Below are 13,121 nucleotides of genomic sequence, written 5' to 3' on the forward strand. Positions count from 1 at the left end.
CTTATAGAATATAAATCAGCCGCCCCGGACTTTAAAAAGACCGGAGCGGCTGTTTCGTTCGTTACTTCACGTTCGCGCCGACAACCTTGTCCCAACCGCCGGTGACGGCAGCCTTGTTGGCATCGACGTCTTCCAGTGTCGGGAAGATAGCCTTTTCATAGGCTGCTGCTGGTGGCAGGGCGTCCAGGAGGTCCTTTGGAATCTTGTTGGCCTTGGCAAGAGCGTTGAAGCGGATCGGGTGGCAATAGCCCTTCAACCAGCCAAGCTGACCTTCGTCGGAGTAAAGGTGTTCCATCCAGAGCTTGGCAGCGTTTGGATGCGGTGCGTAGGCAGAGATGCCCTGCACGTAAACGCCAGCCAGAACGCCGGACGATGGAACGACGACTTCTGTCGGCGGGTTGCCGTTCAGCGTCTTTGCCCATGACAGCGCGTTGTAGTCCCATGCAACGACGATCGGTGTCGCGCCCTGAGCCACGGTGCCAGCCTTGCCGATAACAGGCAGGAAGTTGCCAGCCTTGTTCAGCTCGCCGAAATATTTGAGGCCAGCTTCGCCAGCTGCCTTGCCGTCTTTGGCACCGCTGGCAAGACCAGCAGCGAGAACACCGAGAATGGCCTGGTTGGAGGCGCGTGGGTCACCAGCAAGAGCGACCTGACCGGAATATTCAGGCTTCAGAAGGTCGGCCCAATCCTTCGGCGTGTTGGCAACGAGGTCCTTGTTCACGAACAGGGACATGACGCCGTAATAGTCGCCGTACCAGTAACCTTCGGCGTCCTTCACATTGTCAGGAATTTCGTCCCATGTGGAAACCTTGTAAGGCTGGAGAAGGCCTTCCTTCTTGGCCTGTGGGCCGAATGCCAGACCAACGTCGATCACGTCAGGTGCCTGTGGGCCCTTGTTGTCCTTGTTGGCCTTGATGGCTTCGACTTCGTCGGCAGAACCAGCGTCCGGGTTCAGTTCGTTGACCTGGATTTCAGGATACTTGGCCTTGAAGGAGGCGATGACGTCGCCGTAACCACACCAGTCGTGGGGCAGGGCGATGGTCGTCAGCATGCCTTCCTTCTTGGCGGCTGCGATGAGTTCTGCGCTTGGGGCTGCAGCGGCAATCGCAGTGGATGCGATGACCATGGCAGTGGTGAGCGATAGCAGTCGGCGGCTGTGCGAGATCACGTTTAGTCTCCTCTTGTGTCTCATGCGTCTGACGACGCTGTACGTGGGTTGCATGAACGTTATGTGACGGTTTTTTCAGGCGAAACTCGCCCTCATCATAGCCTCTGCCGTTTTCTTGCCATCATTGCGCCCGTTCGTCGCCATGATATTTGAGAAACGACATAAAAAATTCGTGTTGCGCCATTTGTTCGTTGGGCGACGCTTTCTTCAGTTCTCCTCTTTTCCCGGCTTTCGAAAAAGGCGGGTCTGCTCGAACAGGCCTTCCAGCGAATTCATTCGCTGACGGGTTTCATCCCAGCCATTGCTTTGCACCGCCTCGATCAGCGCTTCCACCACGAACAGCGTCACCACCGAGCTGTCCCATGCGGATGGCGCTTCGATGCGCACGCGAAACGTATGTTCGGCAAAGCGCGAGACGGGGGATGTCCACTGGTCGGTGAACAGCAGAATGCGGACATTGTTGTCATGCGCCACCTGCGCCAGCGTCACCATGTCCTGCTCGTAACGGCGGATATCGAAGATCACCAGAACGTCGCCCGAATTCATGTTCAGCATATATTGCGGCCATGAACTGGAATTGGACGACATCAGCGACGTCTTGGGGCGGATGACCTGCATGTGCGTGAAGAAATATTCGGCAATCGCCCCGGTAATGCGCCCTCCGACGAAGTAGATGCTGCGTTTTCTGTCTGCCAGAAGGGTGGCAGCATTGTCGAAGGATGCCGTATCGAGATCACTCAGCGTATCGCGCAGGTTTCCCGTTATGGCATCGGCGAAGCGGTTGAGAATGTGCAGGCCCGGCGCATTGCTGGCCCAGCGGTCATGCTTGGCGATGGGGTTGGAAATCGTGGCTTCCAGCTCCTGATGCAGCCTCCCCTGAAACTCGGCATAACCTTTGAAACCCAGCTTTTGTACCATGCGCGCCACGGTCGGCGTCGAGACGCCGGCATTCTCGGCAACTGTCGTAATGCTGCCAAGCCCCGAGACCGGGTAGTTGCCGAGAAGACTTTCCGCAAGGCGCTTTTCGGCACGCGTCAGGCTCTCGTAATGAGCCTGGATAACGTCCGAAACGGTCGCGGCCGAACTGTGCAAATTTTCCCCCCAGCCGAGCTTTTCGCCGGTCTGTTAGCGCTGATTAAGATACGGGGGACAAAAGGAGTCAATCAAAAAAATGAAGAGAAAATTTCAAAAACCATTTGACACTTTGGCGTGTGTGAAGAATTCTTTTCTAACTGTCGGGGGACAGTGATGTTGGCAGCGGGGTACACCATGACGGTGCAAGCACAGTTTTTCACAAGCGACGAGGCTGAGCCCGTTGTCGTGGAAAACCCGCTCGGCAAGGGCCGGGTGCTGCTCGTCTGCGAACACGCCTCTCACACGCTGCCCGCCCGTTTCGGCACCCTTGGCCTCAGTGAAGATGTGCGCACAAGCCATATTGCCTGGGACCCCGGTGCTCTCGCCGTCACCCGTCTTTTGTCAGCCAGTCTCGACGCTACCGTCATCTACCAGAATTATTCCCGGTTGATTTACGACTGCAACCGCCCGCCGGAATCGCCTTCCGCCATGCCTGTTACCAGCGAGATTTACGACATTCCCGGTAATGCGGATTTGAGTGAAGCAGAGCGTTTTATCCGCACGGCAGCGCTCTACATCCCGTTTCAGACCCGCGTCAGCGACCTTGTCAACGAGAGGCGGGAAGCGGGAATTGAGACGGTTCTGGTGACGATGCACAGCTTCACGCCTGTCTATCACGGCAAGCGCCGCGACGTAGAAATAGGCCTTCTGCACGATACGGATGCCCGGCTGGTCGATGCGATGCTGGATCACACTGAGGGTGGAGATTTCAAGGTCGAGCGCAACGAACCCTACGGCCCAGAGGATGGCGTGACGCACACGCTACGTCTCCACGCACTGCGGAACGGGCTTTTGAACGTCATGATCGAGGTCAGAAACGACCTGATCCAGAACGAGGAGGGGCAGCGGGCTGCTGCCGATTTTCTGAGTGGTCTTTTGACAAAGGCAATCGCCGCTCACAGCCCCTGAATTCGCTTTGGCGGGCATTGTCCCGCCGGGCAAGAATGCCGTTGCATATCCAAAGAAGGCCAAACAGGTCCGGGTGCAACGTGGGAACAGCAGATGTGCATGGCGTCATGGGTTTTCCGTCGCGCCGAGACTGGGGCAAAATCGGCCATTCTGGCTGACAGCCTGTTTTTCTTGATCAGGAGAGAACGGCATGGACAATTCATCATCAGGGGTCAGCTATAAGAAGGCTGACGCATCTTACTTTGAAAAACGAGGGCTCTCGCGTTACGCGGGTGTCTGGTCGCTTTGGGCGCTGGGCGTCGGCGCGGTTATTTCAGGCCATTTTTCCGGTTGGAATTTTGGTTTCGCCACCGGCGGCTGGGGCGGCATGCTGGTTGCGGGCATGATCATTGCCGTCATGTATCTGGGGCTGACATTCTCCATTGCGGAAATGAGCCCGGCCTTGCCACATACGGGCGCGGCCTATTCCTTCGCCCGCACGGCCATGGGCCCATGGGGCGGCTTCATCACCGGGCTTTGCGAGAATGTCGAATACGTCCTCACCCCCGCCGTCATCGTCACCTTCATCACGGCCTATGTGAACTCCATCCTGGGGCTCGATCCGGTCTATTCACCGCTCCTTTGGGTGCTGTTTTACGTCATCTTTCTGGCGCTCAACGTCTTCGGACTTGAACTGTCCTTCAAGGTAACGCTGGTCATCACATTGATTTCGCTTGCTGTTCTCGTCTTCTTCTGGATCAGCGCCATTCCCAATATGGACTTCTCCCGTTGGGCGCTGAACATCGGTGTCGGCCCGGATGGTGCTGCCGTCGAACTGCCTGAAGGCAATGGCTCGTTCTTCCCCTTCGGCTTCTCCGGCGTTCTGGCCACACTGCCCTTTGCGGTCTGGCTGTTCCTCGCCATCGAGCAATTGCCGCTGGCTGCCGAAGAATCTGTTGATCCCAAGCGCGATATGCCCAAGGGCATCATTCTTGGCATCATCACGCTGATGATTTCCGCTTTCATGATCGTGCTGCTCAACCCATCTCTGCCCGGCATCGGAGCCTTCCATCTCGGTTCGTCGCTGGAACCGCTGCTGGATGGTTTCAAGGCTGTTTATGGTGATGGTGGCGTGGTTCTCTTGGGCTTCGTGGCCCTCACAGGACTCATCGCCAGCTTCCACACCATACTCTATGCGCAAGGCCGCCAGATCTACTCGCTCTCGCGCGCAGGCTATTTCCCGACTGCGCTGTCCGTCACGCATCCCAAGTTCAAGACACCGCATGTGGCGATGCTGACGGGTGCCATCGTCGGTCTCGCCGTCATGATGACCATCTGGTTTGCGCTGGGTGCGACCGAAGGCGGCAGCATCATCGGCAGCGTGCTGCTCAACATGGCCGTGTTCGGCGCGATGTTCTCCTACATCATGCAGGCGATCTCGTTCATCATGCTGCGCCGTAACCTGCCGGATATCGAACGGCCCTTCCGTTCGCCGCTCGGCATTCCCGGCGCTGTCTTGACCATCATTATTGCCGTCATAACCTTGCTCTATCAGGTGCAGGACCCGAACTTCACCAAGGGTGTCATCTGGGTGGCGCTGTGGTTTGCCATCGCCATCGCCTATTTCGCGCTGGTTGGCCGTCACCGCCTCATCCTGTCGCCGGAAGAGGAATTTGCGCTGGAGCACAAGCAGGCCGCACTCAATGCGGCGGCTTCGAAGGCTTGAACCAACTCCAAAGGGCGACCGGCAACGGTCGCCCGATTGAATCAAAAGGAAACATCATGACGACCTACACATTCGACGCGCTTAAAAAGGATGTCGCTGAAGGGCGCATAGACACGGTTCTGGCATGCCTCGTGGATATGCAGGGTCGTCTGATGGGCAAACGTTTTCAGGCGGAATTTTTCGTCGAAAGCGCTTACGAGGAAACCCACAGCTGCAACTACTTACTGGCCACCGATATGGAGATGGAAACTGTTCCCGGTTACAAATCCACCAGCTGGGAAAAAGGCTATGGCGATTATACGCTGAAGCCTGACCTCTCCACGCTTCATCGCGTGCCATGGCTGGAAGGCACGGCACTCGTTCTGTGCGATGCCTACGACCACCACACCCACGCTGAAGTGGCCCACTCGCCGCGCGCGCTTTTGAAAAAACAGGTCGCGCGCCTGGAAGCCATGGGCCTCAAAGCCTTTATGGCCAGTGAGCTGGAATTTTTCCTGTTCGACCAGAGTTTCGAAACGGCCCGCGCCAGCGGCTACCGCGATCTCAATCTCGCCAGCCCCTATAATGAGGACTACCACATCTTCCAGACCACCAAGGAAGAAGAGGTGATGCGCGCCATCAGAAACAATCTGCAAGCCGCTGGCATTCCTATCGAAAACACCAAGGGCGAGGCCTCCGCCGGTCAGGTGGAACTCAACGTTCGCTATGCCGATGCGCTCACCATGGCCGACCGCCACGCCATCATCAAAAACGCCTGCAAGGAAATCGCCTGGTCCAAGGGCAAGGCCGTCACCTTCCTTGCCAAATGGAATTACGATGCCGCAGGCAGCTCTTCGCACATCCACCAGTCGCTATGGAGCCTGGATGGCAAGACGCCAATGTTCCTCGACAAAAACGGCGAACACGGCATGTCGGACATGATGCGCCATTACGTGGCCGGGCTTCTGGCGCATGCCAGCGAAGTCACCTATTTCCTGGCACCTTACATCAACTCCTACAAGCGCTTCATGGCTGGCACTTTTGCGCCGACCAAGGCCATCTGGAGCACGGATAACCGCACGGCGGGCTACCGCCTCTGCGGTGCCGATACCAAGGGCATCCGCATCGAATGCCGCGTCGGCGGGTCAGATATCAATCCGCATCTTGCCATGGCGGCCTTGCTTGCGGCAGGCATTGACGGCATTGAAAATAAGCTGGAACTTGAGCCGCAGTTTGAAGGCGACGCCTATGGCGGCAAGGACATTCGCGAAGTCCCCAAAACGCTGCGCGATGCGACGGACCACCTCAACGGCTCGAAAATGCTGCGCGGCGCTTTCGGTGATGATGTGATCGATCACTATGTTCGTGCCGCAAAGTGGGAGCAGGAAGAATACGACCGCCGCGTGACCGATTGGGAAGTCGCGCGTGGGTTTGAACGGGCATAACAAATCATAGGAAAACCATCATGGTCATGATCCAGAATATCTCGCCGATCGACGGTTCGGTCTATGCCGAGCGCGAGGCGATGTCGCTGGATGCGGCGCGGACCGCCGTATTGAAAGTGCGTGCTGCGCAAAAATCCTGGGCGCGACGCCCGTTGGAAGATCGTGTTCAACTGGTGCTGAAAGGCGTGGCACGGCTGAACGAAATGGTTGGCGAAGTCGTGCCGGAACTGGCCCACATGATGGGCCGCCCGGTACGCTATGGCGGTGAGTTCAAGGGCTTCAACGAGCGCTCGAACTATGTCGCGGCCATTGCAGCCGATGCCCTTGCACCGCTGGTCATCGAGGAGAGCGGCAATTTCGAACGTCGCATCGAGCGCGAAGCGCATGGCGTCGTCTTCGTCATCGCGCCGTGGAACTACCCCTACATGACCGCGATCAATACGATCGCACCGGCGCTGATGGCCGGCAACACCGTCGTCATCAAGCACGCCGCGCAGACGTTGCTGGTGGGTGAGCGGATGGTCCGCGCCTTCGTGGAAGCGGGCGTGCCGGAGGATGTGTTCATCAACCTCTTCCTCGACCACCAGACGACATCGGCGCTGATTTCCGAAAGCCTGTTCAACTTCGTCAATTTCACCGGCTCCGTCGAAGGTGGCCGGGCCATCGAGCGCGCTGCGGCTGGCACCTTCACCGGCCTCGGTCTCGAGCTTGGCGGCAAGGACCCCGGCTATGTCATGGAAGACGCCGATCTGGATGCGGCGGTTGATACGCTGATGGATGGCGCGACTTTCAATTCCGGCCAATGCTGCTGCGGCATCGAGCGTATCTATGTCAACGAAGCGCTGTTCGATGCCTTCGTTGAAAAGTCCGTTGCATGGGTTTCCAATTACAAGCTCGGCAACCCGCTGGAACAGGAAACCTCGCTTGGCCCGATGGCCAACAAGCGCTTCGCCAAAGTCGTGCGCCAGCAGGTGGCCGATGCGGTTGCCAAGGGTGCGAAGGCCCTGGTCGATCCCAAGCTGTTTGCCGCAGATGATGGCGAGAGCGCCTATGTCGCGCCGCAAATCCTCATCGATGTCGATCACTCCATGGAATTCATGACCGAGGAAACCTTCGGCCCCGCTGTCGGCATCATGAAGGTCAAGAACGACGATGAAGCGCTGCGCCTGATGAATGACAGCAAGTACGGTCTGACCGCATCGCTGTGGACGCAGGACGCTGAGCGGGCAGGGCGGATCGGTCGCGAGATCGAAACCGGCACGGTCTTCATGAACCGCGCCGATTATCTCGACCCTGCTCTCTGCTGGACCGGCGTCAAGGATACCGGTCGCGGCGGCTCGCTGTCGGTCATCGGATTCCAGAACCTGACCCGTCCAAAATCCTATCATCTGAAGAAAGTCACGAAATGAACATCGTCGCAAACTGGAGCTACCCGACCCCGATCAAGATGGGACGCGGCCGCATCAAGGAACTGGCGGATGCCTGCAAGACGCTCGGCATCAAAAAGCCGCTGCTCGTCACCGACAGAGGCCTCGCCAGCATGGCGATCACGGCCCACGCGCTGGATATTCTGGAAGAGGCAGGCCTTGGCCGCGCCATCTTTTCCGAGGTGGACCCCAACCCCAACGAGATCAACCTCGAAGCCGGCGTCAAAGCCTTCAAGGATGGCGGCCATGATGGCGTCGTCGCCTTTGGCGGTGGCTCCGGTCTCGATCTCGGCAAGGCCGTCGCCTTCATGGCAGGCCAGACCCGCCCCGTCTGGGATTTCGAGGATATCGGCGACTGGTGGACCCGCGCCAACTCCGATGGCATCGCCCCCATCGTCGCGGTGCCGACAACGGCTGGCACTGGGTCTGAAGTCGGTCGCGCCAGCGTCATCACCAATTCGCAGACGCATGTGAAGAAGATCATCTTCCACCCGAAATTCCTGCCCGGTGTCGTCATCTGCGATCCGGAACTGACGGTCGGCATGCCCAAGGCCATCACTGTCGGTACCGGCATGGATGCCTTTGCCCATTGCCTTGAGGCCTATTCCTCGCCCTTCTACCACCCCATGAGTGCCGGTATTGCGCTTGAGGGCCTGCGGCTGGTGAAGGAATTCCTGCCGCGCGCTTACAGGGACGGCACGGATATCGAAGCCCGCTCCAACATGATGGCCGCCGCCGCCATGGGCGCAGTTGCGTTCCAGAAGGGTCTCGGTGCCATCCATTCCCTGTCGCACCCCATCGGCGCTGTGTATAACACCCACCACGGCATGACCAACGCCGTCGTCATGCCCGCCGTCCTACGCTTCAACCGCCCCGTTATCGAAGACAAAATCGCCCGCGCTGCGGCCTATCTCGGCATTGAAGGCGGATTTGATGGATTCTATGATTATGTGCTGGAGCTGCGTAAGGAGCTCGGCGTGCCTGACAGCCTCACGGCCATGGGTATCAAGCCTGACCGGGTGGATGAGCTTGTGGCAGAGGCGATCAAGGACCCGAGTTGCGGGGGCAACCCGGTGGAGATGACGGCGGAGAATACGAAGGCGCTGTTTTTGGAGTGCTTTTGATATTGGCTAATGATGGAGGGTGGGGCTCACCCCCCTCTGTCCTGCCGGACATCTCCCCCTCAAGGGGGGAGATCGGATAGCCGAACCACCTCACTTCAATCTCCACGTCTAAGATGTGCGAGAGGTCGCCACGAGTCGATCTCCCCACCTGAGGGGGAGATGCCCGGCAGGGCAGAGGGGGGTAAGCCCCACCCTCCATCGTCACTTTCCCCACCCCAAAATAAATAAAAAAGTTTTCTCCACGGCCACCAACCCCATGCCTACAATCCCCACACCTTCGCGGCTGGAGTGTTTCGCGAGACACTGTCGGGGCAGGCGGAGGGTGGTGATTGGCCGTAGACGTGCGGGTGGTCATCAAAGGCGATGTCCTGTGGGCCTATCTTCCCCATCGCCCGAAATTCCGTAAACGGTTTTCGGGCAACGGGGGCAGGTGGTTCACAGGAAGACGACCAAAGCTGGCCCGGTTTCTTCCCGATCCGGTCTGGCTGATTGAAAGACCGGAGGCCACGCAAATGCGGACCGACGACCACATCATACCAGAGACATTTCCGCATTTGCGTGTGTTCTCATGGGGTATTGACGAAACAAACCACGGACGGATGACGTCGCGTGAACGGCGAAGCGTGCCGGGGTTTTTGACAGGACGAATAGGAGGCTGGATGCTGGCGCGATGGAGTAACCCTCATCCTTCGAGGGTCGCTTCGCTCCCACCTCTCCTTCGACAGGCTCAGAATGAGGGTTACTCCATCGAAGGACGAGGGTTGCGGGCTTCGGGCGGATGCTCGAGGGTGCCGCGCGTTATCTCTCCTTGGACAGGCTCAGGATGATGGATGAGGGCGCAAGGGTGTCGCCGATAACGAACAACAAAAAAGCTGGCCCCAAGGACCGGCTTTTCCAAAGAAATCAAACCGCTTAGATAGCAGCTGTCACGATGAACTCGACCTTGTAATCAGGTGTCGCCAGCGCTGCTTCGCTGGTGGCGCGGGCTGGTGGGTTTGCCGGGTCGATCCAGCCTTCCCAGACGGCGTTCATTTCACCGAAGGTGGACATGTCGGAAATGTAGATGATGGTCTGGAGGATCTTCGACTTGTCGGAACCGGCAAGAGCCAGCAGGCGGTCGACTTCGGCGAGAGCGGACTTGCTCTGTTCGGTAACAGACGTGCCTTCACCCACCTGGCCGGCGAGGTAGACGGTGTTGCCGTGAACGACTGCGCCGCTCATGCGCTTGCCGGGTTCGATACGCTTGATGCTCATGCTGAAAACTCCTGTTGGTATTTCGGGTAGAATTAACGGCTGCGGTTGTCATCAGCCGCGGATGTGATGGGTCTTTTCGTAGATCGCCGTGGAGCGCGCGCCGGAACGGCAGAAGCCGAGCATTGGGCGCTGAAACTCATCCAGCGCATCGACCATGCCTGCCACCGCATCGGCATCGACACCGAAGCGACCGACCGGCACATGTGCGACGGCGATGCCGAGTTCCTCGGCGCGGTGGGCAATATCCGCAAACAGCGGCTGGCCGTCTTCTTCACCATCCGGGCGATGGCAGACGATGGATTTGAAACCCAGCGCCTTGACCTCATCCAGGTCGGCAACGCTGATCTGGCCGCTTACGGAATATTCGTCGTCAATGCGCCTGATATCCATTTTCTCGTCCTCCGGTAACCGTGGCAGCCCGGCATAAATTGCCGTGCCGTCCTAAATTTCGCACCCGGTTTAAGGGGTTAAACAGGGTGCGTCAATGATAAGCCATTCCAATTGCGGGCCTGTTCAGAGAATAGAAAAGCGCAGGCCGTATGTTCTGTTTTCACCCGGATTCAGCATGTGAAACTCACCCGCCGCCTCAAGTTCTGAGCGGCTGACCCAGCGGTGCGATACCGGCTCTATGCCCATGACATCGGCCGGGGCCTGCTGGTTTCGCCACATCTGCAAATAGGGAAGCGTATCCGTGCGGAAGCAGACTTTTAGGGTTCGCCCGCCAATGGCTGCAATCGGCCCAAGCATCATGGTGGCCCAGCCGTCGCCGTCATCTCCCGCTGGCACGCAGAAGACGCCGCTCGGCTCCTCGCCAAAGCGCCAGCCGAAACCACCGCCGTCAAACATCGCGCCTTGCAGCTTTACCGCATCATCGAACAGCCTTGCGCCGACATTCATGTGGTACATGTGAAAGACGGGACGCGCGGTGTCGCTGGTGTTGGTGACGCGGTCGCTGAGGCTGACTTCTCCGGTTTCGCCGTCGATAGTCCACTCCCTTTCCAGAAGGGCCGTGCCGCCATCGGCCAGGACCAGCGGAACCCTTGCCCCGGCATTCGCATTACCACCCTCAGTAGACCAGTGCGTTATCTCAACTGGGTGGGAGGAAAACGAACCATGCAGAGGGTATTTTCTTCCGTCCGCATCACCTTCTATGGGCTCAGGATGGCGAATATGGTCAGGGCCACAGGTGAAGAGAAACCCCTCTAGCGAATGATCGATACGAGGATCGCCATCATCGGGGATGGCACGCCCCGGAGCGACATCGACACCATCGACCACGCAGGCACCGATATCGAAAAGGGATGTTTCATCGAGGAAGATGGTGGGGGGTTTTCCGGCTTTCAGCGCTCGCATTTTCGCTCCTTCACTGACCTATTGACGTCGCAATCACGCAAAAGCTATCGCAGCGACGGGAAATTAAGATTGCATTAACCGCGAATTCATCTTTTTCACAATAGGGTCAAGATTAACGTGTGTGTATTGGGAAGAACCCAAGGGATCGCAGAATCGTGAAACTTTTAATTAACGCAATGTTCGGTCTCGCTGTGGCGATGACACCCGTCCTCCTGCCTGCTGAGGCCAGCGCGCAGCAGCGACAGGTGTATCAGGAACAGCCCATGATGGTCACGCCTGACGGGCGAGTCCTCGATTTCATGCCCGAGCGTGGCGACATCGTCATCAGCCGTGACCGAATGGGCCGCACCGTCTATTTCGACCGTTACGGCAATCTCCTCGCAACGGAAATGCCGCAGGGTGCCGCGCCGCGCCGCCAGGCCCAGCAGGATGCCTATCGCGATCCATATTCGAATCAAAACGAAACCTATTATCCACCGGCACCCAGCCAAAACGGCGCACCCCAGCGCGATTATGGCTATCAGGGCAACGGCAATGGCCAGGATTACCGGCAGTACCGGGGCGATGGCAGCGATATAGACCCATATACTGGCTCCGTCGCAGGACCCGGTGCCGTGGAAAGCGCGCCGCTGGGCCAGCCCATGCCGGGCGAAAGCACCGTCACCGCCGTGCCGCAGCCAGACCATCTGATCGAGCGGAACCAGCCGGTCACAGCCCCGGTCAACCGCTCTCGCCAGGAAATCGTGGCACTGCAGGTGTTTCTCGACCGCGAAGGCATTTCGCCTGGCGTGATCGATGGCAAGATGGGCGACAACGTCAACAAGGCCATCGCCGCCTGGCAGGACATGACGGGCGACCGTCTGGACCCCAACAACACCGATGACATTCTGGAGCGCCTGCGCAACATCGGCGGTTTGGCCATCGTGGATTACACGATCACAGCAGCCGATGCGGCTGGTCCCTATGTCGCTTCCATTCCCGATGACTATGCCGAAAAGGCGCAGCTTCCGGCCATGGCCTTCACCTCGACTTCAGAGGCGCTGGCCGAGCGTTTTCATATGGATGAAACCTATTTGAAGGAACTGAACCCCGGCATCGATTTCACCGTGCCCGGCACCATCATCAAGGTCGTCAATCCCGGTGATACCAAGAAGGGTCAGGTTGCACGCATCGTTGCCCATAAGGGTATCAAGCAGGTGTTTGCCTATGATGAAGCGGGCGTCCTGATTGCGGCTTACCCCGCCACCATCGGTTCTTCGGATACGCCTTCGCCATCCGGCACGCATACGGTCGAACGCATCGCGCTCAATCCTGGCTACACCTATAACCCCAAGATCAACTTCCAGCAGGGCCAGAACAGCCAGATATTGCAGATCCCGCCCGGCCCCAACGGCCCAGTGGGCACCGTCTGGATTGCTTTGTCGAAGCCAACCTATGGCATTCACGGCACACCGGAACCATCCAAGATAGGCAAGACCAACAGCCACGGCTGTATCCGCCTGACCAACTGGGATGCGACGGAACTGGCCAAGATGGTCCGCCCGGGTGTGGTGGTGGAGTTTGCCGAGTAAGAGCAACTCGCTCGACACTCTCTCCAACGTCGTCCTCGGGCTTGTCCCGAGG

11 protein-coding genes are annotated in these 13,121 nt (G+C 58.4%); 6 read left to right on the forward strand and 5 right to left on the reverse strand.

Annotated features, from left to right (window positions below; genetic code table 11):
* Positions 1-61: 61 nt before the first annotated feature.
* The gene (locus CPJ18_RS07540; protein ID WP_077117533.1) at positions 62-1,168 is read right to left on the reverse strand and encodes an ABC transporter substrate-binding protein; all 1,107 of its coding nucleotides are present in this window, start codon (positions 1,166-1,168) and stop codon (positions 62-64) included.
* A gap of 207 nt (positions 1,169-1,375) precedes the next feature.
* Positions 1,376-2,260 (reverse strand): MurR/RpiR family transcriptional regulator, encoded by an 885-nt coding sequence (locus tag CPJ18_RS07545; RefSeq protein WP_103657613.1) that lies wholly within the window; start codon positions 2,258-2,260, stop codon positions 1,376-1,378.
* A 177-nt stretch (positions 2,261-2,437) separates the two neighbouring features.
* Between CPJ18_RS07545 and CPJ18_RS07550 the strand changes: the two genes are divergently transcribed.
* The 5 genes from CPJ18_RS07550 to CPJ18_RS07570 all read left to right on the forward strand — a co-directional run bounded on the left by CPJ18_RS07550 (position 2,438) and on the right by CPJ18_RS07570 (position 8,891).
* On the forward strand, positions 2,438-3,211 hold the full coding sequence (locus CPJ18_RS07550) for an N-formylglutamate amidohydrolase (RefSeq protein ID WP_103657892.1): 774 nt from the start codon (positions 2,438-2,440) through the stop codon (positions 3,209-3,211).
* Between the two features lie 190 nt (positions 3,212-3,401).
* Entirely contained in the window at positions 3,402-4,916 is a 1,515-nt protein-coding gene (locus tag CPJ18_RS07555) for an amino acid permease (protein ID WP_103657614.1), read from the forward strand.
* Positions 4,917-4,972: 56 nt separating this feature from the next.
* Positions 4,973-6,340: a glutamine synthetase family protein gene (locus CPJ18_RS07560; protein ID WP_103657893.1), complete on the forward strand. Its 1,368-nt coding sequence runs from the start codon at positions 4,973-4,975 to the stop codon at positions 6,338-6,340.
* A gap of 20 nt (positions 6,341-6,360) precedes the next feature.
* A complete protein-coding gene (locus CPJ18_RS07565; protein WP_103657615.1) occupies positions 6,361-7,749 on the forward strand; it encodes an aldehyde dehydrogenase family protein in 1,389 nt (462 codons plus the stop codon).
* Positions 7,746-8,891, forward strand: coding sequence for an iron-containing alcohol dehydrogenase (locus tag CPJ18_RS07570; RefSeq protein WP_103657616.1), 1,146 nt, complete (start codon positions 7,746-7,748; stop codon positions 8,889-8,891). The genes CPJ18_RS07565 and CPJ18_RS07570 overlap by 4 nt, the downstream gene beginning before the upstream one ends.
* Positions 8,892-9,803: 912 nt before the next feature.
* On the opposite strand, the gene CPJ18_RS07580 is transcribed toward CPJ18_RS07570, so the two are convergent.
* The 3 genes from CPJ18_RS07580 to CPJ18_RS07590 form a co-directional block, all read right to left on the reverse strand.
* The gene (locus tag CPJ18_RS07580) at positions 9,804-10,145 is read right to left on the reverse strand and encodes a RidA family protein (protein WP_067645210.1); all 342 of its coding nucleotides are present in this window, start codon (positions 10,143-10,145) and stop codon (positions 9,804-9,806) included.
* A gap of 51 nt (positions 10,146-10,196) precedes the next feature.
* On the reverse strand, positions 10,197-10,535 hold the full coding sequence (locus CPJ18_RS07585; RefSeq protein WP_103584347.1) for a protein tyrosine phosphatase family protein: 339 nt from the start codon (positions 10,533-10,535) through the stop codon (positions 10,197-10,199).
* Positions 10,536-10,658: 123 nt separating this feature from the next.
* Entirely contained in the window at positions 10,659-11,498 is an 840-nt protein-coding gene (locus CPJ18_RS07590; protein WP_103657618.1) for a DUF4432 family protein, read from the reverse strand.
* 155 nt (positions 11,499-11,653) lie between these two features.
* Here CPJ18_RS07590 and CPJ18_RS07595 point away from each other — a divergent pair, with 155 nt between their 5' ends.
* Positions 11,654-13,069, forward strand: coding sequence for a L,D-transpeptidase (locus CPJ18_RS07595; RefSeq protein ID WP_103657619.1), 1,416 nt, complete (start codon positions 11,654-11,656; stop codon positions 13,067-13,069).
* Positions 13,070-13,121: the final 52 nt, after the last annotated feature.

It is taken from the genome of Agrobacterium rosae, from assembly GCF_002915175.1.
GTDB lineage: Bacteria > Pseudomonadota > Alphaproteobacteria > Rhizobiales > Rhizobiaceae > Agrobacterium > Agrobacterium rosae.

What these genes read in the sequence shown, in the direction of transcription:
- CPJ18_RS07565 (WP_103657615.1), top strand. Translation starts at nt 6,361, where the DNA reads ATGGTCATGATCCAGAATATCTCGCCGATCGACGGTTCGGTCTATGCC.
- CPJ18_RS07550 (WP_103657892.1), top strand. Translation starts at nt 2,438, where the DNA reads ATGACGGTGCAAGCACAGTTTTTCACAAGCGACGAGGCTGAGCCCGTT.
- CPJ18_RS07590 (WP_103657618.1), bottom strand. Translation starts at nt 11,498, where the DNA reads ATGCGAGCGCTGAAAGCCGGAAAACCCCCCACCATCTTCCTCGATGAA.
- CPJ18_RS07585 (WP_103584347.1), bottom strand. Translation starts at nt 10,535, where the DNA reads ATGGATATCAGGCGCATTGACGACGAATATTCCGTAAGCGGCCAGATC.
- CPJ18_RS07555 (WP_103657614.1), top strand. Translation starts at nt 3,402, where the DNA reads ATGGACAATTCATCATCAGGGGTCAGCTATAAGAAGGCTGACGCATCT.
- CPJ18_RS07560 (WP_103657893.1), top strand. Translation starts at nt 4,973, where the DNA reads ATGACGACCTACACATTCGACGCGCTTAAAAAGGATGTCGCTGAAGGG.
- CPJ18_RS07580 (WP_067645210.1), bottom strand. Translation starts at nt 10,145, where the DNA reads ATGAGCATCAAGCGTATCGAACCCGGCAAGCGCATGAGCGGCGCAGTC.
- CPJ18_RS07570 (WP_103657616.1), top strand. Translation starts at nt 7,746, where the DNA reads ATGAACATCGTCGCAAACTGGAGCTACCCGACCCCGATCAAGATGGGA.